Raw genomic sequence first — 21859 nt, forward strand, 5'->3', positions numbered from 1 at the left:
CATGAAGCCGAAGATTCTGACCACATTGCCGTCCTATACCCTTGCCGGGTTCGGGGCGGATCTGTTTGCCGGTATTACCGTTGCCATGGTGGCGCTGCCCTTGAGCCTCGCCATCGCCATCGCCTCCGGCGCACCACCGGAGACGGGGCTGGTCACCGCCATTGTCGCCGGGTTCCTGATCTCCCTGCTCGGCGGCAGCCGGGTTCAGATCGGCGGGCCGACCGGGGCATTTATCGTCGTGGTGTTCGGGGTGATCGCCGAGCATGGCTATGACGGCCTTGTGCTCGCCACCATGATGGCCGGGCTGATCCTGATCGTGGCCGGTGCCTTGCGCGCCGGAAACCTCGTCTCCTATGTACCGGAACCGGTGGTCAACGGCTTCACCATCGGCATCGCGATCATCATCGCCGCGAGCCAGCTGCGTGATCTGTTCGGGTTGAGCATGGAGAAGGTGCCGGCCGAGTTCATTGCCAAGCTGGAGAGCCTCTGGGCGGCGCGGGATACGCTTGAGCCGTCGGCGCTCGGCGTCGGTCTTCTGACCATGGTGCTGATTGTCGGACTGCGGCGTCTGGCACCGAAATTTCCCGGGCTGATCGTGGCGGTTGGCGTCTCCTCGGCGCTGGTGGTACTGGCGAGCCTGCCGGTCGATACCATCTTTTCCCGGTTCGGCGCTTTGCCCTCGACCCCGCCGCTGCCGACCCTGCCGGTTATCACCATGGAGCGGATTGTCGAATTGCTGCCCTCGGCCTTTGTCATCGCGTTTCTGGCCGGGATTGAATCCCTGCTCTCGGCCATGGTTGCCGACCGGATGATCGACGGCCATCACCGGCCCAATGCCGAGGTGCTGGCACAGGGCTTTGCCAATCTCGGGTCCTCACTGTTTGGCGGGTTGCCAGCGACCGGGGCGATTGCCCGGACCGCAACCAATGTCCGGGCCGGTGGCCGTACGCCGGTTGCCGGGATCATCCATGCGCTGACCATTCTGCTGGTGATGATGGTGGCGGCTCCGGTGGCGGGGTATCTCGCCATGCCGGCACTGGCCGGGCTCTTGATCCTCACTGCCTGGAATATGAGCGAACCGCACAAGTGGAAGAATTACCTGACCCTGCCGCGGTCGGATCTGTTCCTGCTGGTCCTGACGCTGGTGCTGACCGTGCTCGCCGACCTCACCGTGGCGATTGCCGTCGGTGTCGCTATCGGCCTCGCCCTGCGCCTTCGTCGTCGCAAGATCGAACCCGCCGACTGGTCAACGCCGGAGCGGTAGGAGCTGCCTGATCAGTCCTGATCTGCAGGTTCAGGCTTGGCCTGTGCGCCGCCGATGTGTTTTTCGCCGCGCTGTTCGGCGAGTTCAATCTGGCGCTGGCGTTCGGCGAAGCGGGCGCGATCCTCATCGCTGCGCTTGTCGATGCAATAGGGGCAGCTGACACCCTCGACATAGGCGGGTGAAAGTTTGTCCTCAGCATCAATCGGGCGGCGACAGGCGCGGCACATGTCGTAATCTCCCGGCTCGAGGCCATGGCCGACCGATACCCGCTCATCGAAGACGAAGCACTGGCCATGCCAGCGGCTCTCCGCTTCCGGTACATTTTCGAGGTATTTCAGGATGCCGCCCTTGAGGTGATAGACATCGTCCATCCCCTGATCGACGAGCCATGAGGTCGCCTTCTCACAGCGGATGCCGCCGGTGCAGAACATGGCGACCTTCTTGCCCTTGAACTTCTCAGCATTGTCGCGCCACCAGTCGGGAAACTCCCGGAAATTGGTGGTCTGCGGGTCGATTGCCTTGTCGAAGCTGCCAATGGCGTATTCGTAGTCATTGCGGGTGTCGATCACCACCACATCATTGCGGGTGATCAGGTCGTTCCACTGCTCCGGCTCGACGTAATGGCCGACCTTGGCCGCCGGGGCGACATCGGGCACGCCCATGGTGACGATTTCGCGCTTCAGCTTGACCTTCATCCGGTGGAACGGCTGCTCATTGGCCATGCTCTCCTTCCACTCCAGATCGGCACAGCCGGGCAGGGTGGTGCGGATATAGTCGATGGCGGCGTCAATGCCCTCGCGGGTACCGGCAATGGTGCCGTTGATCCCCTCGGTGGCGAGCAGCAGCGTGCCGAGTACACCGTTTTTGACGCATGCAACCTGCAGCGGCGCGCGGAGCTCTTCCGGCGCGTCGAAACGGGTGAACTGATAAAGGGCGGCAACGATCCATGTCATAATGACGGTCTTTTAAGCCAAAACGGTCCGGTTGCGCCAGCCCCAGAATAATCATCGGGCATATCGCCATTTGTCGCGTCACAGGCGCAAAATCCTGAAAAACATGATAGTTTCGGGCGTTGAGACAGGAGTTGCGGCAAAAAGCGCCAGAAACAGTACGCCCCGGAAACAGTGACCAGCACCACCGAAACCAGCCCGGCATTTGATGCTGCCCTCGACCGTCAGGCATGGCGGGCGCGGTTGCGTGCGGTCTGGAACAGCCCGTGGCTGCTCGCCCTTCTGGCCGCCAGCCTCGGCCATATCCTTGCCGTGCATGTGCTCTATATCACCGATGCCCTGCGCAATGGCGACCTGATCGCGACCGGCGAGGCCTTCATCTATGCCGAAGAGTTCCTGTTTCAGGTGCCGCTGTTCCTCGGCATTGCCGCCCTGTTCATGCGGCAGGTGGGCGCGCGGGTACTGATGCTGATCACCATCGCCTCATTCCTCGCCAACAATATCGACCTGATCGATTATCACCTGCATAACCTGCTGGATCGCCTTGACCTCTATCCGGCGTATTTCCGCCATGGTGTGCCGGACGGGCCGGTGAATGTGCAACTGGCGATCCTGCTCTGTTACGCCATTGTTTACCCGCTGGTCTGGCTCAGCGTGCTCATCCCGTCCCGGCGGACCGTGCCGCGCAGCTTTGTGCTGCTGATCATGACCGCGACGCTCGGCACCACCACGCTGTTTCACCAGTTGATCGTCAACAACGCGCTGGTCACCACGCTGGATCAGGAGCGGCTGCTGAACCGGGAATATCTCGCCCGGATCATCGATGTACCGGATGAGGCGAGCTTCATGACCCTGTGCCAGCGTGCCGGTGTCGATTGTCTTGTCGCCGACATACGACAGTTGCCGGAGGTCGGACCGCCCGCTATGCGCAAGCGGATACAGGATACCCACTGGGCGGCCATTGCCGATGGTGACCGACCGGTTTCAACCCATGTGGAGGCGCTGATTACCGGTGCGCTTGATGCCGATCTGCGCGGCAACCAGTTTGCCTATCACCGCGATGGCGAGCGTTATCGCCTGGCGGTCGACATGACTTCCTATAACCACTTGCCAGCGCGCTATAAAATCTATTTCGGTGCGCTGATGATCGCGGCGCATTTCTGGTGGGTCTATGGTGGCTTTGCCCTGCTGGCCTTCCACCGCTCCCGCTTCTCATGGCGCTTCGCCCGCAAGCAGCAGGCGGAGACAGCAGGCCCGGGTTAGGTCGGGCGTTTGAAGGCTGAACGCTCGGCCTCATGCGCCGCGCGGCAGCTGCAGCCCTCGATATGGTCATTGACCAGTCCCATGGATTGCATGAAGGCATAGCACGTGGTCGGACCGACAAATTTCCAGCCGCGCTTTTTCAGCTCTTTCGACATGGCAGTTGAGGCCGGGGTTTTGCCCATGCTGGTGGCCGCCTGATAGGTCAGTCTGGCCGGGCGGTCGGCGTCATCGGGCTCGAACCGCCAGATGAAAGCGGCGATCGAGCCTGCCTCCTGCTGCAGTTCAAGGGCGCGTTTGGCGTTGTTGATGGTCGCTTCGATCTTGCCGCGGTGGCGGATGATGCCGGCATCCTGCAGCAGGCGCTCCACATCCGCCTCGGTGAATTTCGAGACCTTCACGGGGTCGAAACCGGCGAAGGCAGCGCGGAAATTCTCCCGCTTGCGCAGGATGGTGATCCAGCTCAGGCCGGACTGGAAGCCCTCCAGACACAGTTTCTCGAACAGCCGGTTGTCATCGCCGACCGGGCGACCCCATTCCTCGTCATGATAGCGGAGATATTCGGCATCCTCGCCGGGCCACCAGCACCGGGTTTTGCCATCCTCGCCGGTGATCAGGCCGGTTTTCTCGGTCATCTATGCTGGTTCCCTGGGCTGTGCCGTATCGGCATTGGCGATGGCGGAAATGATGAATTGGCTGAGCCAGTCGGCGGCGTCCGCACTGATACCATTGCCGACCCGCATCTCGCCCTTGTCGCTTGATATCATGACCCGGTGCATCATGCCGCTGCTTTCGGTGTGGACCTCTTCAATATCATCCAGTCGCAGGCTGCTGCGGCCAATGCGGTGGCCATAATTCTGTGCGGCAGCGTCTTCTGCGCGGATTTCCTGTGGCGTGATCAGCAGACGGCGCGGCGTGTTCCGGTCATGGCGGGCGGCCAGAAACATGACGCCACCGAACAGGCAGAAGACCAGAACCCCGATCCACAGCTTGTCATATTCGCCATCCGAGATGATGCCCACCAGCGGCATTGCAGAGAAAATACCGATCAGCCATGGCAGGAAGGCGGGCAGGCGGCGGGCCAGAATGTTCACGATCAGGGTCGGTGTACCGTCAATCCGCTGATGCTCGAGGCTGAGGCCGGCAGGCGGGGTGGATTTGGCGTCATAGCTTTCCCTGATCTCACCGGCGGCAACCCGTTCCTTGATGGATTTGTCCAGATCGTCGGTATCGCGACCGATGATCCTGTTGCCACTCTGGCGCAGGCCCGGCAGGTCCATATCCTTGGCGAGGGTCTCCATCCGGTCGCGCGCCGGGTTGCGGCTGGCATGGATATAGAGTGGCACGCTTTTGTCCGGGTCCGGGTGCAGCAGCTCAACCACCTGATAGGTGGTGGATGAGTTCTTGCTCTTGACCACATATTCGCGCAGCAGCACGCCGAGGAACTCGCGGTGGTCCAGCGTATAGTTCTCGCTCCCGAACAATCCGGCGCGCACCACATGAAACCCGCCCGGTGTCACGGTGATATGAGCATAGCGGCGCCAGTTCCAGAAACAAACCAAAATCGTGCAGCCCATGATGGCCAGACCGGGCAGCATCAGAAACCGTGCCGCTTCTTCCGCGCCGCGGTTGTCGCCATTCGATCCTGCCGCATCCAGCCCGGCCATGATCGCCGGAAACGACATGAATGCCGCCATCATGATGCCAAGGATCAGGGTCACCCACGGGCTCTTGCGCAGCACGGCCTCGGCCCCGTTTTCCTTGGGGTCCAAATCGAACCGGCGCAGGTAAATGCCGAAAAATTTCAGGGTATGGCGGGTTTTAAGGCTGTTTGATGAAGTCATGCCGGATTTTGAAAATTAGCGATGGTTTATATGGCAATAACCGTTTCTAGCAGCCCCGCGCCGGTTCTGTAACCGCTGATCGGATATTTCGTAACGGTCGGTGTGAGTGCCGTTGCACGTAAAAAACGTGCAAACACCGATTAAACCCCTATATCCAAATAATCTTGTTTACCTGACAAGCATCCATAAGCTGCCTGTCAGACACAACATATCGAGTGGGGGAAAATGGAAAGCTGGGTCATTGTACTGATTGTTGTCGGGCTGCTCGCCTTTATTGTCATCGGCATTTACAACCGCCTCGTGGCATTGCGGCAGACCTGTGAGAATTCATTCGCCGATATTGATGTGCAGCTGAAACAGCGGCGCGATCTTATCCCCAATCTGGTCAGTACGGTTCAGGGCTATGCTGGGCATGAGGCCAAGGTGCTGGAGAATGTCACTGCCGCCCGGGCCGCCGCCATGGCCGGTGGCAGTATCGAGAAGACCATGGCCGCCGAGGCACGGGTCAGTCAGGCGCTGATGGACCTCAATGCTGTGGTCGAGGCCTATCCCGATCTGAAGGCGGACCAGAATTTCCAGAGCCTGCAGGACGAGTTGACCGATCTCGAGAACAAGATTTCGGCTGCCCGCCGTTTCTTCAACAGCGCCACCGCAGAGTTCAACACCGCGATCGAACAGTTCCCGGCAGTGCTGATTGCCGGGCCGCTCGGCTTTGTCAAACGCACCTTCTTCGAACTGCCTGAGGCGAGCCGGGCCGAGTATGAGAAGCCGCCCGAGGTGTCCTTCAGCTAGGGCCGGGCGGGTATCCCATGGCGGTCAATGCGGTCGGTCTCAGCACGGCAATCTGGAACAACAATATCAGAAGCCTGTTTCTGCTGTTGATGTTCCCGGTGCTGGTCTTTGCCGTGCTGGTTTGCGTGACAGTGGTTGGCATCTGGGCGCTGGAGGTGGATGTAAAGCTCAGTGACCAGATATGGCAGCTGGTCACGCATCCCGGCCAGATACTGACAGACGGTATTCCACAAAATATTGAATTCTGGGCGATACGGATCGGCGTGGTCGTCGCCGCTGTTATTGCGTTATGGTATCTGATTGCCCTGTTTTTTCATGAGCGGATGGTCGATTACTACGCCAATGCACGACCGGTGACGCGCAAGGAATTTCCGCGTGTTTACAACATGCTGGAGAATTTGTGCATTTCACGCGGCTTGCCGATGCCGAAGCTGGGCATGATCGACAGCCCGAAACTCAATGCCTTTGCCAGCGGTATCACCAAGGGGTCGTTTCGCATTACCCTGACCAAAGGCGTGATGGAAAAGCTGGATGATGATGAGCTTGAGGCCGTGATGGCCCATGAGCTGACCCATATCATCAACCGTGATTGTCGGCTGATCGTCATTGCCATGATCTTTACCGGCATTTTGGCCATTCTGGCCGAAGGCGTGATGCACACGCTGCGCTTTGGTGGGCGTGGTGCTCGTTACGGTGGCAGTTCAAACCGGGATTCAGGCAAGATTCTGGGCGGTTTGCTGATCATCATGGTGATCCTCTGGATCGGTTATTTCATCGCTTTGTTGCTGCGTTCAGCGGTGTCGAAACGGCGTGAATACATGGCCGATGCCGGGGCGGTGCAACTGACCAAGAACCCGGAGGCGATGATCCGCGTGCTGCGCAAGGTATCGGTGCAGTCCCATATTGCGCATGTGGATGATGAGGTGCGGATGATGATGTTCGATAACAGCCAGCAGTTCCTCGGCCTGTTCGACACCCATCCGACCATTGATGACCGTGTGCGGCTGCTCCAGCGCATGGCCCGCACGGCCTATGATTACAAGCTGGAAAACCCATCCCGCCGCCGGGAGAGGCTGAATGCCAAGCACCCCGGTCCATGGGAACGGCGCAAGATGGGCATGGGCACCAAGGTCAAAAAGGCACGGCAGAAGCGTGATGCCAAACGCACCGGTGCTGGTGGTAATTCGGCCTTGTCTGGTCAGGAACCGACCTGATTGCCTTCTGTGCCTATGGCTCAGCCGAACGCCTGGAGCCCGGTCTGGGCGCGACCTAGGATCAGGGCGTGAATGTCGTGGGTGCCCTCATAGGTATTGACCGCCTCGAGGTTCATGACATGGCGGATCACATGGAACTCATCGGCGATGCCGTTGCCGCCATGGATATCACGGGCCATGCGGGCGATCTCGAGCGCCTTGCCGCAGTTGTTGCGCTTCATCAGGCTGATCGCTTCCGGTGCGCCGGTGCCGGCATCCTTCATCCGACCGAGCTGTAACGCACCCTGCAGGCCGAGGGTGATTTCGGTCTGCATATCGGCGAGTTTCTTCTGCACCAGTTGAGTTTGTGCCAAGGGCCGTCCGAAGATGCTCCGGTCGAGGGCATATTGCCGGGCTGCGTGCCAGCAGAATTCGGCAGCACCCATGGCACCCCAGGCAATGCCGTACCGGGCGTTGTTCAGGCAGGAGAACGGGCCTTTCAGACCGCGTACCTCGGGGAATGCGTTCTCTTCCGGTATCTCGACGCCGTCCATGACGATCTCGCCGGTGATCGAGGCGCGGAGCGAGAACTTGCCCTCGATCTTCGGCGCGCTGAGACCGGCCATGCCCTTCTCCAGCACAAAGCCGCGGATATTGTCCTCATCATCCTTGGCCCAGACCACAAACACATCGGCGATGGGTGAATTGGTGATCCACATCTTGCTGCCAGTGAGTTTGTACCCGCCATCGATCTTGCGCGCGCGGGTTTTCATCGAGGCGGGATCGGAACCGGCATCCGGTTCGGTAAGGCCAAAGCAGCCGACATACTCACCGCTCGCCAGTTTTGGCAGCAGGCGGCGTTTCACCGCTTCGGTGGCATAGGCATGGATCGGGTACATGACCAGTGAGGATTGCACCGACATTGCCGAACGGTAGCCGCTGTCCACGCGCTCTACCTCACGGGCAACGAGGCCATAGCTGACATAGTTGAGACCAGCGCCGCCATACTCTTCCGGCAGGGTACAGCCGAGCAGGCCAAGCTCGCCCATCTCGGTCATGATCTCGCGGTGGAACACTTCGTGCCGGTTGGCCTCAAGCACGCGCGGCATCAACCGGTCCTGACAATAGCCATGGGCGGTATCGCGCACCATGCGCTCTTCCTCGCTCAACTGGCTGTCGAGCAGCAGCGGGTCTTGCCAGTCAAATGACGGACGGATGTTTTTGTCCTGAACCGGGGTGGCGGCGCTGTTTTCTGGCACGGCTGACATCTGCTGGTGGCTCCCAAAACCTGTGGCTTTATGATTGGCCACAGGTTTAGCACACCGCCGAGGCTGTTGCCTATCAGAAGCGACCGCTTGGTCGGTGTTGCCGGTATCGCCGGTCAGGCGGCCTCGGTGACCGGTTGCAGGGTGCTTTGCAGGTCGCCGCTAACCGCCGGGGTTGATTGTCCGCGGCAGGCGATCTGGCGCAGGATCAGTGGCATATCGCGGTCTTCCGGGATGGCAAACAGACCGGTCCGGACCGAAAAGGCACCGAACCAGTGCGACGAGGTCAGCACGGTCAGCGGGATCGACAGCATGAACCCGGCGAGCAACGGTGCGGCCCAGAGGATAAACACCGAGTTGTAATTCCAGAACACAGCTGTGAGCGCCACACCGAACAGCGTATGCGGCAGATAGGCATGGGCGGCCTCGTACCAGCTGACGGCGCGACCGTCACGGCGCTGGACATCCCATTTGATCTGCCGACCGAAGGGCAGTCCGGCAATGAAGATCGCTTCGGTAAAGGCGACGACCGGGGCCATGAGGGCCGAGGTAATGAACTCGAGCAGGGCATTGATGGCAACGATCAGGCCGCCGCCATAGCGCTGGCGCTCACGGGCTGAAAACAGCACACAGGCGACACCCATGAATTTCGGCGACAGGCTGAGGGTCATGATGGTGATGAACAGCCCGAGACCAAGCTCTGCCGGATAGGCACCGGCTGCTGCATATTCGCTGCCGAGCAGGTTGTAGTGGCCGAGCATGACCTGTGCCGTACCGGTCAGGATGAACAGCATCCATGCCGGGGCACCGGTATACATCAGGATGGCCAGCACCAGTTGCATCCGGCTGACCGGTTTAATGTCACGCATGCCGAGCAGACCGAAATACTGCAGGTTGCCCTGACACCAGCGCAGTTCGCGTTTGACGAAATCGGGCAGGCTCGGTGGATTTTCCTCGAAGCTCTCATCCTCGATCGGCCAGACCCGGACCTCGTAACCGGCGCGGCGCATTAGCACGGCCTCGACCTGATCATGGCTCAGGATGTGGCCACCGAGCGGCGGGCGACCGCCAAGGGTCGGCAGTTGGCAATGGTCGTGGAAAGCGGCCATGCGCACGACGGCATTATGGCCCCAGAACGGGCCGCAATCGCCCTGCCACCATGCGGAACCGAGGGTGAAGGCCCGCATGCCATGGCGCATACCGAACTGGAACAACCGGCCAAAGCCACTGTCCGATGGCATGCCGACGGCGAGGCTCTGCAGGATACCGATCTGCGGGTTGGCCTCCATACGCCGGACCAGACGGCGGATGCCCTCACCGGACATGACGCTGTCAGCATCAAGCGGGATGAAGAAGTCGTAATCATCGCGGTGATCGGCACAGAACGCCATGACATTACCGGCCTTGTAACCGGTATTGTCGGCGCGGCGACGGTAATGGATATTCACGCCCGGTCCGGCCTGCTGACGCCATTCGGCGACAAGCTTTTCCTCATTGGCGGCGATTACCGGGCGGCTGGTATCGGACAGCAGGTGGAAATCGAAGCGGTCGGCTTCGGCCAGTGCGCTAATGCTCTGCTGAACCGCGCGGAACCGGCTCAGGGAGCGTGCCGGGTCTTCATTGCGCACGGTCATGATGATGGCGGTCTTAGCCGTGATCGGCTTGCTCTCGTCGATCAGCAGGCTCGGTGCCACCTGACGGATCGGATCACGGGCGAAGGCATGAAGGCTGAAGCCGATCACCGCATTCCAGAAGCCGATCGAAAGCCAGGGCGGGGTTGCGGCATAGGTGACGAGCAGCAGGGTGTCGGTCCAGTGCCAGCCGCCATAGCGTAGCAGCTGTACCATGGTAATCAGCAACCCGCTGATGGTCAGCAGGTTGAGCAGGGTAAAGCCGAGACGGCGCAGCCGGTAATCCGGCGCGCTGACAATGGTCGATGCGGTATTCTCTGAAATATCCGAAAAAGCTGCCGTTGTGCCGTTTTCTGTGGCAATACCGGCTGACATACCCTTGGTTCGCACGATTTTCCTATCGCAGTAAGAGTGCTATGCCTTGCGCACCGCAACATGAACACCACCATAAATGATGGTATTTCGCATATGCAGCAAGTGCTTCGCGGAAAAATAAAGCAAAAGTGATCAAGCCGTTAGACGATATGGCCCTACCTGAAACACTCGCCAAGCCCCAACCCGGTCACTTTCGCGCGGTCTGGTATCACGGGAATGCCACTATCACAATCGAAGATGGCCCCATGATGGCCGCCGATGCGGCGAATTTTGACAATCCTGTGGTCATGCGCGGACTTTTTTCCGGCATTAGTCGCGGGACCGAACGCCTTGTCTTTACAGGCAAAGTCCCGGCGAGCGAGCATCAGCGCATGCGCTGTCCGCATCAGGACGGAGTGTTCGGCGGACCGGTGAAATACGGCTATGCCATGATTGCCGAATGCATTGATGGCCCGCTGGAGATGCAGGGTCGTCCCGGCTTCGTCCTGCACCCGCACCAGACCGGTTTCACGGTGCCCGCCGATGATGTGCATCTCCTGCCCGAGGCATTGCCGCCGAAACGCGCCTGCCTGATCGCCAATATGGAAACCGCCCTCAACATCCTCTGGGATAGTCACGCCAGTGCAGGGGACCGGATACTGGTGGTCGGCGGCGGGGTGTTGGGGTTGCTGGTCACGGCTCTTGCCGCCGGGTTGCCCGGTGCGGGGTTAACGCTCTGTGATCCTGTGGCCGAGCGGGCGGCGCTGGCCGATTTGTTTGGCGCGGCCTTCTGCACCCCGGATCAGGCACCGGACGGGCAGGATGTGGTGATCCATGTGAGCGGCAATCCCGCCGGTCTGGAAACCGCGCTCAACGCTGCCGGGTACGAGGCCCGTGTGGTGGAGGCAAGTTGGTATGGCGACAGGCCGGTATCGGTACCGCTCGGCGGTGCATTCCACAGCCAGCGCCTGTCGCTGGTCTCGTCACAGGTTGGCGGCATTCCGGCAGACCGGCGCGGGCGCTGGACCTATCGCCGCCGTCTGGCCACCGCCATGCAGCTTTTGTGCGATGATCGCTTCGATCACCTTATCACCGGTGAAATTGCTTTTGACGATGCGGCGGCAGCTATGCCATCCGTCTTTGCCGACGATGCCGATGGTCTGATGACCGTCATCCGGTATCCGTAAATTCTTCTCTCCTTTTTCAGCCTTTAGTCAGGACACGCTCTGCCCATGTACGCGCTCGAAGTACGCGATCACATCATGATCGCCCACAGCCTTGCCGGTGAGGCCTTTGGCCCGGCCCAGAAGACCCATGGTGCCACCTTTGTCGTCGATGCCGCGTTCTTCCGGCCCGAGCTGGATGAGAACGACATCGTGGTCGATATCGGTCTGGCGAGCGATACGCTGAAGGCCATTCTGGGCGAGCTGAACTACAAGAACCTCGACGAGCATCCCGATTTCACTGATCGCCGCTCGACCACCGAGAAGCTGGCGAAATGGATTTTCGACAAGCTGGTCGCGGCGATCCATGACGGCAAGCTCGGCCCATCCGCCACCGGGATCGAGAAGATCCGCGTGCTGCTGAATGAAAGCCATGTGGCCCGTGGCTGGTATGAGGCACCGGTTGCCTGATATGGCCGAAGCCCGCTCGAAAATCCGGCAATTCGCCTTCGCCATTCCCGGCGATCTGGGAACCCGCACCGGTGGCTATGGCTATGCGCGGGAGATTATCGACCATCTGCCCGGCTCCGGCTGGAATGCCAATATCATCCAGCTTGATGCCGGGTTTCCCGATCCGAGCCCGGCGGTGGTGGACGAGACGATTCGGTTGTTGAACGCGGTGCCCGAGGGCATGCCGGTCATGGTTGACGGGCTCGCCTATGGCGCGCTGCCCGCAACCCTGCTCGCCGATGTGCCGAACCCGCTGATCGCACTGGTGCATCATCCTTTGGGACTGGAAACCGGGCTTGATCCGGTTCGCGCCAAACAGCTGATCGATAATGAACAGGCGGCACTCTCGGTCGCCGATACGATCATCGTCACCAGCCCGCATACCAAACGGGTTCTGGTCCGCGATTTCAATGTCTCGGCCCGGCGCATCCATGTGGCGACACCCGGTATTCCGGCGGCCAAACGGGCGACACCCGATAACCGTCAGCCGCCGATGATCCTCAGCGTCGGCACGATTACCCAGCGCAAGGGCACGGATATCCTGCTCGCCTGTCTGCTCGGTCTCACTCATGTTCCATGGCATGCCGTGATCTGTGGCGATCCCGGTCGTGATCCGCAATATGCCCAGTTTATCACCTCGGTAGCCTCGGTCCCGGCGCTGGCCAATCGGGTCAGCTTTACCGGCAGTGTCGGGGAGGCCGACCTGCACGCGCTCTATGCCCAGGCATCGCTGTTTGTGCTGCCATCGCATTATGAGGGTTATGGCATGGCTTTCGCCGAGGCGGTGCGGCGCGGTATTCCGGCGCTCGGTTTTGCCACCGGTGCCGTGCCGGATACGGTGGGGCCGGGCGGCATTCTGGTACCCGATGGTGACGCCAATGCGCTCAGCGCCGCCATGGCCGCCCTGTTGTCGAACCCATCGCAGCGTCAGGCGTTATCCGATAAGGCGTGGGATTATGGACAGACCATGCCCGACTGGTTCGACACGGCAGCGGTGATCGGCCGGTGTCTGACCGATGCTGCCGCGAACTAGAGGACGGGAAAGCTAATATGTCCGGTTTCAGCCCAGACTGGCTCGACCTGCGTGAACCTGCGGACAGACAGGCGCGCTGCAAGGCGTTGCAGGCGCAGGTTGCAACCTATTTTGCCGATCGGGACAGTATCTCGATCTGTGATCTCGGCGCCGGGACCGGCGCAACCGTCCGCGCACTGCATCCCTTGTTGCCAAGGCCACAGACATGGCGGTTGATCGACCATGTAGCCGAGAACCTGCAGGCCGCTGAAGCACGGCTCGGGCCGGTGGCGGAAACTGAGGCCCTGACCATCCATTATCAGGTGCATGATCTGGCCGATGATCCGGCCCCGTGGGATGATGAGGCCGGGTTTGTTACCGCCTCGGCGTTGTTTGATCTGACCTCGACCACATGGATCGAGACGCTGGTGGCACGGCTGGCGGAACGGCAGTTGCCGCTGCTTGGTCTGCTCACCTATGACGGACGACTGGAATTTGCCAATAAGGTGCCGGAAGACAAGGTGATGCATGAGGCGTTCGATGCGCATCAGCAGACCGACAAGGGCTTCGGCCCAGCTGCCGGTCCCAATGCCACCCTGCGGCTGGAGGCTGCACTCGCCAATGCCGGGTATCGCCTGTTCTCCGGTGACAGCACATGGGAACTCGGGTCCGATCATGCCGAGATGCGACAGGCGGTAATCGACGGCTGGGCCGGTGCCGCGCGGGAAATGGCGGTGGACGAGGATACCATTCAGGCATGGCTGCGCGCCCATGCGGATGCTGCTGATATGCTGGCGGTCGGCCATACCGATCTCTTCGCCCATCCGGCTCGCTGATCGGCAGGTTGATTGCTAAAAGGCGCAATCAATCAGCATATCGCCGCCGGGTAGCGTATAGTGGCTGATAGCGCTCGGGCGTATCGCCTGTTCCAGCGTCTCGATTGTACGGGATGAGGTAATGCCGCTCGGTCCGGCACCGATAATCAGTGGACCGACCAGCAGGTGCAGGTGGTCAATGGCACCGGCATCGAGCCAGCCGGATACGGTGCTGGCCCCGCCCTCGATCAGCAACCGTGTCAGGCCGCGTTCCGCCAGCGCCGCACGGATCGCGTCGATCGGCAGGTCGCCATTTGCATCGGCGGCAATACTGATATGGCTGCAGTCTTTCGGGCAGGTATCGGGTGTCACATCGCTGCGGTGGATCAGGATGCGCTGTTCCGCCGGATTATCGCGCCAGCGGGCCTCAAGAGCGGTTCTGCCGCTGGGGTCAATCACCACGCGCGCCGGGCTTCTGCCGCTGACCCGCCGGACCGAGAGTTGCGGATTGTCGGCGGCAACCGTACCGGCCCCGACCAACACCGCATCAACCAGTGCGCGCAGCCGGTGCAGATGGTCGAGGGCGCTCGACCCGTTGATGTAATGGGAATGTCCGCTCGGCGTGGCAATGCGGCCATCGAGTGACTGACCAAGCTGGGCAATCACCAGCGGTTTGTCCTGCCAGATCGCGTTCAGCAGTGGATGATAGGGGGCAAGTGCGGGCAGGGATGCCGGGTCAGCCGATTCCTGCTGCCATGTTTCCCACTCGGCGGTGACTTGTGCCTCATCCCACTGTTGCATCAGTCGCCCGGTGGCCATGACATGGCGGACAGCTCAAGGATCAGATTGGCAAGCGCCGGGCCGAGGTGATCGAGCAGTGCCGCTCCCAGCATCGGGGTTGCGAGATCGGCGCGACCGATGGCACCGTCCGGGTTCATATCGCTGGTCATCCATCCCCAGCCGATCCTGCCCTTGGGAAACAGGCTGCCCGCTATCGGACCAGTGGCGGCAAAATCGGTACGTTCGTCATCAGCAACCAGATCCTCGCGTACGGCCATGAGGATCGCGGTCTCCTGCCAGCCACCATGCACATCACCGCGGGTCGGCAGATCGGCGGGCAGGGCTTCCGGCAGGCCGAATTGCGCCCAGTGCGGATAGGCGACCAGCATGTCGAAATCCCGGCGCAGGCGCAGGGCGGCGATTTCCGCTGCCGCCTTGTTGCCGCCATGGGCATTCAGCAGCACCAGCCTGTTGATACCGCTGGCCGCCAGTTGTCCGCCGATGGCAACGATCTGGCCGATCAGCAACTCGGCATCCTGTGTCAGGGTTCCGGCACGGTCGGCATGCTCATCGGAAGCGCCAAGCCACAGTGTCGGCAGCATGACCGAGATTTTCTCCTGATCGACCAGTTCCAGCGCCTGTGCCGCCTTGTCCACGATGGCCTCGGCGATAATGACGTCGGTGCCCAGCGGCAGGTGCGGCCCGTGGGTTTCAATCGCAGCCAGCGGCAGGATCGCGACCGTTTCCGGTGGCAATGGCAGGTCATTCTGGGTCAAGTCGGTATAGAACAGCATCGGGCACTCTATTCGGTCATCAGCGCAACAGGCCGGGCAGGCCGAGGGTCAGGACGGGCAGGGCAACCAATAGCGCGATCCGGAGCAGTTCGACCAAGAAAAACGGCAAGACGCCTCTGAATATATCGCCCATCGGCACTCTCGGGGCCAGTTGCGCGATGATGAAGACGTTGAGGCCCACCGGTGGTGTAATCAGCCCGAGCTCCACCACCACGAGGGCGAGGATGCCGAACCACAGTTTCAGGCTCTCGGTATCCATGCCGAAGGCGGCATCCTGCGCCAGTACGAAGTCGCCGCCATTGAGCGTCGCCAGCACCGGCCAGAAGAACGGCACCACCACAAGGATCATCGACAGGCTGTCCATGAAGCAGCCGAGCAGGATCAACAGCGCCAGCATGATCGCCAGCATCATGAACGGCTCATAGCCGCTGTTCATCGCCCAGTCGGCCAGCAGTTGCGGCAGGCCGGCACGGCTGAAGAAGGTCTTGAGCACTTCCGCACCGAACAGGATGAAATAGATCATGCCGCTGGTGACGGCGGTTTCCCGGATGGCGGTGGTCAGGCCGCTCAGGGTCAGGCCGTCATCGGTGATGAACCGGAGTGCGAAACCATAGGCGATGACGGCAAAGGCACCGATGGCCGCCGCCGGGGTCGGGGTGAACAGCCCCATGCCCAGACCGAGGACGATGCCGCCGAACAGCAGGGCCACCGGGATCAGGCGTTTCAGGGCCTTGCGGCGCTCAATCGGATCGAGCGGGGTGGCTGCCGGTGCATCAGCGGGCCGGAGGCGCACGGCGATGGCGATGGTGGCAAGGAAGAAAACAACGGCGAGGATGCCGGGCAGGGCCGCAGCCTGAAACATCTCGATAATTGATGCCTCGACGATGATGGCATAGATGACCAGCGCCACCGATGGGGGGATCAGGATGCCGAGCGTTCCGCCCGCCGCCAGCGTGCCGGTCGCCAGCCGTGGGGCATAGCCGAGGCTGTCGAGGGCGGGCAGGGCGACCCGTCCCATGGTCGATGAGGTGGCGATGGAAGAGCCGGAAACCGCACCGAAACCGGCACAGGCACCGATGGCAGCCATGGCAACGCCGCCGCGAATGCGCCCGAACAGTGCGTGCAGACCACGAAACAGATCACGGCTCAACCCGGCCTGCCCGGCGACACAGCCCATCAGGATGAACAGCGGCACAACCGAAAGCTCATAGCTCGATACCGTGCCCCAGAGCAGGCTTTTGAACTGGGCGAGATAGGGGGCAAAGCGCAGATAAGGCTCGGCGATGCTGAGGGCGTAATTGCCGCCGACACCGATTGCCAGCATGGCGAGCGCTACCGGCATCCGCAGCAGCAGGAGGCCGAACAGGGCGGCAAGGCCAATAACGCCGATCCATTCCGGGGTCATCGGGCGGCCCTCACCATAATCATGGCAAGTGCCTGTCGCGCCGAAATGATGGCCCAGAGCGCAAGGCTTGCGCAGCCCGGTAACAGGAATGGCCATATTGGCCAACCCAAGACCCGGCTGACCGCCATGTCGCTGCGGAGTTCAATCATGCCATAGACCAGCGCGATGCCGAGACCGGCGGCGGCCACCGCCATCAAAACCGCCCATAACACGCCAAGTGCCAGGTTCAGCCGCGCTGGCAGGCGCTGGGCCAGCACATCTACCGCCAGATGCCCGCGCTGGGCCTGACAGTAAGGCAGCATCAACAGGATCGCCGTGCCGGTGGCAAGCCCGGTAAAATCCTCATACCCGCTCAGCCCATGTACATTGCTGTCAAACAGCGCAGCGATACGGTCTGCGATGAACAGGCTGGTATTGGTTGCAGTAACACCAATGATGGCAAGCAGCAGACAGCCACCAGCAAGGGCAAAGAGGTTGGCTGCCCGGTCGGTCAATGCCGCCGGGGGATGGTCGGGTACAGCGTCGTCAGGCACGATTGGCTTAATGCAGGTTCTGTTGTTTGGCGATGGCGGTGCGGGCTTTTTCGACGAGGTTGGCACCATCAATGCCACGATCCTTCATCTCCGCAATCCAGCGCTCAGTAACACCTTCTGACAATTCGGTAAAGGCGGCCATTTCATCGGTGGACAGCTTTTCGATTGTGCCGCCGGAGGCTTCTTGTGCTGCCTTGCCATCGGCTTCATTGCCGTCCCAGACGAGGCCGACATCGCGGGCGATTGCCATGCCGGAATTGGCATCAATGACGGCCTTCAGATTGTCGGGCAGGGCATTGTAGCGGTCTTTATTCATGGCGAACAGGAACACGGAAGTACCGAAACGCTGGCCATCCACACCCTCAATAGAGTGTTTTGTCAACTGATCGAGTTTCATTGGCGGCATGACCTCGAACGGCAGCAGCGCGCCTTCAACCGTGCCGCGGGCAAGGGCCTGTGGCAGTTCCGGCACCGGCATACCGACCGGCTCGGCACCGAAGGCCTCGATCATCCAGGCACCGGTACGTGATGGCGTGCGCAGTTTGACGCCAGTAAGGTCAGCCGGTTGGCGCACCAGTTTCTCGCTCATATGCAGGGCGTTGCCGGCATGGACATGGACAAGGATCGGGTGAATGTCGGTGTAGTCATCGGCAATGTCGTCGAACATTTCCTGAATGGCGACATTGGTAGCAGCAGCACTGCCCCGGTGCACTGTCGCCAGCTCGAAGACTTCCGAGCGCGGGAAGACGCCAGGGGTATAACCGATCAGGGTCCAGACAATATCCGCCGAACCGTCACGCGCCTGCCGGTACAGCTCCGGCGGCTTGCCACCGAGAGACATGGACGGGAACAGGCGGATTTTCAGGGCACCGCCGGATTGTTCTTCGACCCGCTCGGCCCATGGCTGGAGGAATTTCGTATGGGTTGCCGATTTCGGGCTCAGGAAGTGATGCAGTGTCAGGGTCACCGGCTCATCGGCCTGTGCGGTCCCCGGCTGGGCGGCGATAGACAAGGCGGCGATAAACAGGGCGGTGGTTGCAAGGGCAAGTGAGGCGAGAAGGCGGGGGAAAACAGGTCGGCGCATAACAGGCATTCAATGGTCGGCGGATAAAATCGGCAAAGGCTTCTTAACATTATCTCGCGCTTGGTCCACACTTTAGATGATCCGCACTGGTGCGTTGCACCATGCCTTTCCGTTTTCAGAACTCGGTACCCCTGTTCAAATGACCGGCATTCCCGCCCTCATTCTGATTATTCTTTCCGCTGCATTAACCATTGGTGCCAATGGGTTGGCCCTGACGCTGACCGCGGTTGGCGGCAGTGATATCGGGTATGACGCCAGCATGATCGGGATGCTGGGCACTGCCTATTATGTCGGACAATTAACCGCAGCACTGGCGACGCCAGCGATTCTGCGGCCTGCCGGGCATATCCGGGTCTTTGCCGGGCTGGCCTCGACCGCCGCGATCTCCATCGGCTTCATGGCGCTGAGCCAGTCGCCCTATATCTGGTTTGTCTCCCGCTTGCTTTGCGGCTTTGCCTTCGGTGGCATCGCCATGACCATCGAGAGCTGGATGATGGGCGCGACCGACAAGACCCGCCGGGGACGCCTGATGAGCGTCTATCGGATCGCCGATCTGGGTTCGGTCACGGGCGTACAGTTCCTGTTGCCGGTATTCGGCACCAGCGGTACGGCGATCTTTATCGTCAATATGATGCTGTTCTGCGCCTCGCTGATCCCGCTGACCCTGTCGAAGCTGTCCAATCCCGCACCACCGGCACAGGTCAAGGTCTCGGTCCGCTGGATGTGGTCCATCTCGCCCGTTGCCTTTGTCGGGGTGGCGGTACTCGCGGCGGTCAATGGGGCATTCAGAACTGTTGGGCCGGTCTATGCCTCGAGTGTCGGTCTGGAGGCTGCCGGGATCGCGACCTTCGTGGCCGCCTCGGTTGTGGCGGGGGCGCTGTTCCAGTATCCGCTCGGCTGGTACTCGGATCGGGCCGATCGGCGGCACAGCTTGCTGCTGGCAACTGCCGGGGCGACGCTGGCGAGTTTCGGTCTGACCTTTGCCGGGCCGGAAACTGCGGTGATTGGTGCCTTCTTCTTTGGCGGCTTTGCCCTGCCGCTTTACCCGCTCTCGGTTGCCCATGCTTATGATTTTGCTGAGCCGGAGGATTTTGTCCGCCTGAGCGCCGGTTTCCTGATGATCTACAGCGCCAGTGCCGCGGTCGGGCCGCTGGTCTCATCGATCATGATGGATGCGTTCGGGCCGGAATCGTTTTTCGTCTATACCGGCATTCTGCACACCGGCTTCATCCTGTTCGTGCTCTGGCGTATGCGTGTACGTGCGGCACCGCCGATTGCGTTGCGCCAGCGCTTTGTCGCCATGGTGCGGAACTCGCCGCTGTTCGGTAACCTGACCCGACACGCGGATCACTAGAACCGGGCGGTCGTTGACCGTGACCGGTTCAAGCGATGATACGGAAATCGATGACTTCCTGCTCGATCTGGAACTGACGGGCAATCTCTACCTCGCCGGATGGATCAATGCAGGCGAGGTTGAGCATGCCGCCATGGGGGCCGCAACCGCTGTCGAGGGTTGCTGATACGGCGCCGATGGATGGCTCCATAGGGGCATTCAGCTCATTACGACGACCACGGATCACCCGGCCACAGCCATGGACCGGCTGGCTGTACTGGTCGAAACGCTTGCCACCGAACCAGAGGGTTTCGCCCTGATTTTCCAGCGGTGTCACCGGACAGACCCCGGCGCTGACCAGCATGGTGTTGGTCTGGTTGGACTGGCTGTAATCGGTCAGGGCAGCCCTGCGAATGACCGAGAAGAACTGGGTATGGCCGTCATTCAGGCGAATGCCGTGACGCAGGGCATTGGTCCAGCGGGTGATTGCCTTGGCGCCGGATCGGGCGGCACAGATACCGGCCTGTGGATCACCACCATAGGCACGAACGATTGGAGCCGCGCCATTGCTCAGCATCCATTGCAGGACTTCACCGGGATTGGGGGCGAATTGCAGTTGCAGCAGGCGATGCCAGATTTCTTCCTGTGCGCCGCGCAGATAGACGACATCGGTGTGCAGAACCTCGCGCCGGGCGATGATTTCGCGGCGGAAGCGGATCAGCTCATCGACGGTCTCCAGGGTAGCCCCGCCATGGCCGATCATATTGCCGAGATAGACGATACGGTCCCCGGCGCGGAATTCCGCTGCCAGATACTCATGAAGTTCCCGGAGTGGGCCGATTTCCGCATGACAGGCCGGTATGGCCCATATGCGATCGGGTTGTCCGAGTCGTGCGATTCTTTCACTGCCTGCCATCGTATTGATGCTCTGCCCGTCACGCTGTAAGTGTTTGTAATATAGCGGGTTTTGCCTGCCATATCGGGCTATCGAACGGTGCCTGCCAGTTCAATAACCCACGCCTACAGTAATTGTACGTGTGGGGATTCCTGCGACCAAAGGATGCAAGCCGGAAATAAGAAAACCCGGGGCGGTGTCGCCCCAGGTTCACACAATCGGTCAATTTTTGCCGATCTGGCTTATGTCTGTCCGGTCCGAAAACCGGGGAAGCGCAGGATTACGCGGCTTTCGACAGAACTTTTTCCAGCTTGGTTGCTGCTGCTTCCTCGTCGATATCCTCAACGGCGGCAACTTCACGGGCCAGACGCTCAAGGGCAGCCTGATAGATCTGACGTTCGCTGTAGGACTGCTCGCCCTGCTCGGTGTTACGCTTCAGATCGCGCAGCACTTCGGCGATGGATACAGGGTCGCCTGAATTGATCTTGGCTTCGTATTCCTGTGCCCGACGGCTCCACATGGTGCGACGAACGCGTGCACGGCCCTGCAGGGTCGACAGCGCTGATTTCAGGCGCTCTTTGGAGCTGAGGCGACGCAGACCGGAATTTTTGGCTTTCTGGACCGGCAGCTTGAGGCGCATACGCTCTTGCTTGAAGGTAATGGTGTACAGGGTGAGGTTCTCACCGCCGATAACAGTGGTTTCAATACCTTCCACGGTGCCGACACCATGGGCTGGGTAAACGACCATATCACCTTGGTTAAATTCTTGTTCCTGGCTCATTCCCTGCTCACTCTCACTCTGTTGGTCGGTCGCGGCACCGGTTTGACCCATCCGCATGACCAGCTGTTAAACCCAAAAACCTTCTTCACCCGACCGGCACATTACGGCGCATTGTCAGGTTATGAATGAATCCTGATATTCGGCTTACCGCACGGTATTGGACGCGATCATCATCTGATCGGTTCAGTCACCATGCGGGGC

General features: G+C 60.8%; 21 protein-coding genes. 9 read left to right on the forward strand and 12 right to left on the reverse strand.

The genetic code is table 11. The features are described from left to right. Position 1 precedes the first annotated feature (1 nt). A complete protein-coding gene (locus CBB62_12005; GenBank protein ID OUT39135.1) occupies positions 2-1264 on the forward strand; it encodes a sulfate permease in 1263 nt (420 codons plus the stop codon). Positions 1265-1275: 11 nt separating this feature from the next. Here CBB62_12005 and CBB62_12010 read toward each other — a convergent pair whose 3' ends face one another. Then, positions 1276-2217 (reverse strand): hypothetical protein, encoded by a 942-nt coding sequence (locus CBB62_12010; protein OUT39136.1) that lies wholly within the window; start codon positions 2215-2217, stop codon positions 1276-1278. Between the two features lie 171 nt (positions 2218-2388). Between CBB62_12010 and CBB62_12015 the strand changes: the two genes are divergently transcribed. Next, positions 2389-3477 carry a hypothetical protein gene (locus CBB62_12015; GenBank protein OUT39137.1) on the forward strand — a complete coding sequence of 363 codons (1089 nt, stop codon included), beginning with the start codon at positions 2389-2391 and terminating at the stop codon, positions 3475-3477. Here CBB62_12015 and CBB62_12020 read toward each other — a convergent pair. Continuing rightward, positions 3474-4109, reverse strand: coding sequence for a 3-methyladenine DNA glycosylase (locus CBB62_12020; GenBank protein OUT39138.1), 636 nt, complete (start codon positions 4107-4109; stop codon positions 3474-3476). The genes CBB62_12015 and CBB62_12020 overlap by 4 nt on opposite strands. Then, the gene (locus CBB62_12025) at positions 4110-5318 is read right to left on the reverse strand and encodes a hypothetical protein (protein OUT39139.1); all 1209 of its coding nucleotides are present in this window, start codon (positions 5316-5318) and stop codon (positions 4110-4112) included. It abuts the gene before it with no gap. Positions 5319-5543: 225 nt separating this feature from the next. On the opposite strand from CBB62_12025, the gene CBB62_12030 reads away from it, so the two are divergent. Continuing rightward, entirely contained in the window at positions 5544-6110 is a 567-nt protein-coding gene (locus CBB62_12030) for a hypothetical protein (GenBank protein ID OUT39140.1), read from the forward strand. Between the two features lie 17 nt (positions 6111-6127). Then, positions 6128-7324 (forward strand): hypothetical protein, encoded by a 1197-nt coding sequence (locus CBB62_12035; protein OUT39141.1) that lies wholly within the window; start codon positions 6128-6130, stop codon positions 7322-7324. Positions 7325-7344: 20 nt separating this feature from the next. Here CBB62_12035 and CBB62_12040 read toward each other — a convergent pair whose 3' ends face one another. Together CBB62_12040 and CBB62_12045 are read right to left on the reverse strand one after the other, a co-directional pair. Beyond that, positions 7345-8571, reverse strand: a complete 1227-nt coding sequence (locus CBB62_12040) for an acyl-CoA dehydrogenase (protein OUT39142.1) — start codon at positions 8569-8571, stop codon at positions 7345-7347. Between the two features lie 113 nt (positions 8572-8684). Next, a complete protein-coding gene (locus CBB62_12045) occupies positions 8685-10574 on the reverse strand; it encodes a glucan biosynthesis glucosyltransferase H (protein ID OUT39143.1) in 1890 nt (629 codons plus the stop codon). Positions 10575-10819: 245 nt separating this feature from the next. On the opposite strand from CBB62_12045, the gene CBB62_12050 reads away from it, so the two are divergent. The 4 genes from CBB62_12050 to CBB62_12065 are packed head-to-tail and all read left to right on the forward strand — an operon-like array spanning position 10820 to position 14074. After that, positions 10820-11740: a dehydrogenase gene (locus tag CBB62_12050; protein OUT39788.1), complete on the forward strand. Its 921-nt coding sequence runs from the start codon at positions 10820-10822 to the stop codon at positions 11738-11740. Positions 11741-11785: 45 nt separating this feature from the next. Then, complete coding sequence (locus tag CBB62_12055; GenBank protein OUT39144.1) at positions 11786-12187, forward strand: hypothetical protein; 402 nt, start codon at positions 11786-11788, stop codon at positions 12185-12187. Then, positions 12141-13259: a hypothetical protein gene (locus CBB62_12060; protein ID OUT39145.1), complete on the forward strand. Its 1119-nt coding sequence runs from the start codon at positions 12141-12143 to the stop codon at positions 13257-13259. Before CBB62_12055 ends, CBB62_12060 begins: the two co-directional genes overlap by 47 nt. Before the next feature lie 17 nt (positions 13260-13276). Further along, positions 13277-14074, forward strand: coding sequence for a hypothetical protein (locus CBB62_12065; GenBank protein ID OUT39146.1), 798 nt, complete (start codon positions 13277-13279; stop codon positions 14072-14074). Positions 14075-14089: 15 nt separating this feature from the next. Here the strand turns inward: CBB62_12065 and CBB62_12070 are convergent, their stop codons facing one another. Genes CBB62_12070 through CBB62_12090 form a run of 5 tightly spaced genes read right to left on the reverse strand, consistent with a single transcriptional unit; the run spans position 14090 to position 18649 of the window. Continuing rightward, positions 14090-14854 carry a hypothetical protein gene (locus CBB62_12070; GenBank protein ID OUT39789.1) on the reverse strand — a complete coding sequence of 255 codons (765 nt, stop codon included), beginning with the start codon at positions 14852-14854 and terminating at the stop codon, positions 14090-14092. Further along, positions 14854-15627, reverse strand: coding sequence for a hypothetical protein (locus CBB62_12075; GenBank protein ID OUT39147.1), 774 nt, complete (start codon positions 15625-15627; stop codon positions 14854-14856). The genes CBB62_12070 and CBB62_12075 overlap by 1 nt, the downstream gene beginning before the upstream one ends. 19 nt (positions 15628-15646) lie before the next feature. Then, positions 15647-17032 (reverse strand): C4-dicarboxylate ABC transporter permease, encoded by a 1386-nt coding sequence (locus CBB62_12080; GenBank protein OUT39148.1) that lies wholly within the window; start codon positions 17030-17032, stop codon positions 15647-15649. Next, positions 17029-17634, reverse strand: a complete 606-nt coding sequence (locus CBB62_12085) for a hypothetical protein (GenBank protein ID OUT39149.1) — start codon at positions 17632-17634, stop codon at positions 17029-17031. The genes CBB62_12080 and CBB62_12085 overlap by 4 nt, the downstream gene beginning before the upstream one ends. Further along, positions 17573-18649: a C4-dicarboxylate ABC transporter substrate-binding protein gene (locus CBB62_12090; GenBank protein OUT39150.1), complete on the reverse strand. Its 1077-nt coding sequence runs from the start codon at positions 18647-18649 to the stop codon at positions 17573-17575. Before CBB62_12090 ends, CBB62_12085 begins: the two co-directional genes overlap by 62 nt. Before the next feature lie 76 nt (positions 18650-18725). Between CBB62_12090 and CBB62_12095 the strand changes: the two genes are divergently transcribed. Further along, entirely contained in the window at positions 18726-20003 is a 1278-nt protein-coding gene (locus tag CBB62_12095; GenBank protein OUT39151.1) for a hypothetical protein, read from the forward strand. A gap of 28 nt (positions 20004-20031) precedes the next feature. Here CBB62_12095 and CBB62_12100 read toward each other — a convergent pair whose 3' ends face one another. Both CBB62_12100 and CBB62_12105 read right to left on the reverse strand, forming a co-directional pair. Continuing rightward, positions 20032-20898, reverse strand: a complete 867-nt coding sequence (locus CBB62_12100; GenBank protein OUT39152.1) for a hypothetical protein — start codon at positions 20896-20898, stop codon at positions 20032-20034. Between the two features lie 259 nt (positions 20899-21157). Continuing rightward, positions 21158-21658 (reverse strand): CarD family transcriptional regulator, encoded by a 501-nt coding sequence (locus tag CBB62_12105; GenBank protein ID OUT39790.1) that lies wholly within the window; start codon positions 21656-21658, stop codon positions 21158-21160. Between the last annotated feature and the right edge of the window lie 201 nt (positions 21659-21859).

The organism is Micavibrio sp. TMED2, from assembly GCA_002168225.1.
Lineage (GTDB): Bacteria > Pseudomonadota > Alphaproteobacteria > TMED2 > TMED2 > TMED2.

What these genes read in the sequence shown, in the direction of transcription:
- CBB62_12010 (OUT39136.1), bottom strand. Translation starts at nt 2,217, where the DNA reads ATGACATGGATCGTTGCCGCCCTTTATCAGTTCACCCGTTTCGACGCG.
- CBB62_12050 (OUT39788.1), top strand. Translation starts at nt 10,820, where the DNA reads ATGATGGCCGCCGATGCGGCGAATTTTGACAATCCTGTGGTCATGCGC.
- CBB62_12025 (OUT39139.1), bottom strand. Translation starts at nt 5,318, where the DNA reads ATGACTTCATCAAACAGCCTTAAAACCCGCCATACCCTGAAATTTTTC.
- CBB62_12080 (OUT39148.1), bottom strand. Translation starts at nt 17,032, where the DNA reads ATGACCCCGGAATGGATCGGCGTTATTGGCCTTGCCGCCCTGTTCGGC.
- CBB62_12095 (OUT39151.1), top strand. Translation starts at nt 18,726, where the DNA reads ATGATCCGCACTGGTGCGTTGCACCATGCCTTTCCGTTTTCAGAACTC.
- CBB62_12105 (OUT39790.1), bottom strand. Translation starts at nt 21,658, where the DNA reads ATGAGCCAGGAACAAGAATTTAACCAAGGTGATATGGTCGTTTACCCA.
- CBB62_12030 (OUT39140.1), top strand. Translation starts at nt 5,544, where the DNA reads ATGGAAAGCTGGGTCATTGTACTGATTGTTGTCGGGCTGCTCGCCTTT.
- CBB62_12090 (OUT39150.1), bottom strand. Translation starts at nt 18,649, where the DNA reads ATGCGCCGACCTGTTTTCCCCCGCCTTCTCGCCTCACTTGCCCTTGCA.
- CBB62_12075 (OUT39147.1), bottom strand. Translation starts at nt 15,627, where the DNA reads ATGCTGTTCTATACCGACTTGACCCAGAATGACCTGCCATTGCCACCG.
- CBB62_12065 (OUT39146.1), top strand. Translation starts at nt 13,277, where the DNA reads ATGTCCGGTTTCAGCCCAGACTGGCTCGACCTGCGTGAACCTGCGGAC.
- CBB62_12045 (OUT39143.1), bottom strand. Translation starts at nt 10,574, where the DNA reads ATGTCAGCCGGTATTGCCACAGAAAACGGCACAACGGCAGCTTTTTCG.
- CBB62_12070 (OUT39789.1), bottom strand. Translation starts at nt 14,854, where the DNA reads ATGCAACAGTGGGATGAGGCACAAGTCACCGCCGAGTGGGAAACATGG.
- CBB62_12060 (OUT39145.1), top strand. Translation starts at nt 12,141, where the DNA reads ATGAAAGCCATGTGGCCCGTGGCTGGTATGAGGCACCGGTTGCCTGAT.
- CBB62_12085 (OUT39149.1), bottom strand. Translation starts at nt 17,634, where the DNA reads ATGGTGCCAACCTCGTCGAAAAAGCCCGCACCGCCATCGCCAAACAAC.
- CBB62_12005 (OUT39135.1), top strand. Translation starts at nt 2, where the DNA reads ATGAAGCCGAAGATTCTGACCACATTGCCGTCCTATACCCTTGCCGGG.
- CBB62_12035 (OUT39141.1), top strand. Translation starts at nt 6,128, where the DNA reads ATGGCGGTCAATGCGGTCGGTCTCAGCACGGCAATCTGGAACAACAAT.
- CBB62_12100 (OUT39152.1), bottom strand. Translation starts at nt 20,898, where the DNA reads ATGGCAGGCAGTGAAAGAATCGCACGACTCGGACAACCCGATCGCATA.
- CBB62_12020 (OUT39138.1), bottom strand. Translation starts at nt 4,109, where the DNA reads ATGACCGAGAAAACCGGCCTGATCACCGGCGAGGATGGCAAAACCCGG.
- CBB62_12055 (OUT39144.1), top strand. Translation starts at nt 11,786, where the DNA reads ATGTACGCGCTCGAAGTACGCGATCACATCATGATCGCCCACAGCCTT.
- CBB62_12040 (OUT39142.1), bottom strand. Translation starts at nt 8,571, where the DNA reads ATGTCAGCCGTGCCAGAAAACAGCGCCGCCACCCCGGTTCAGGACAAA.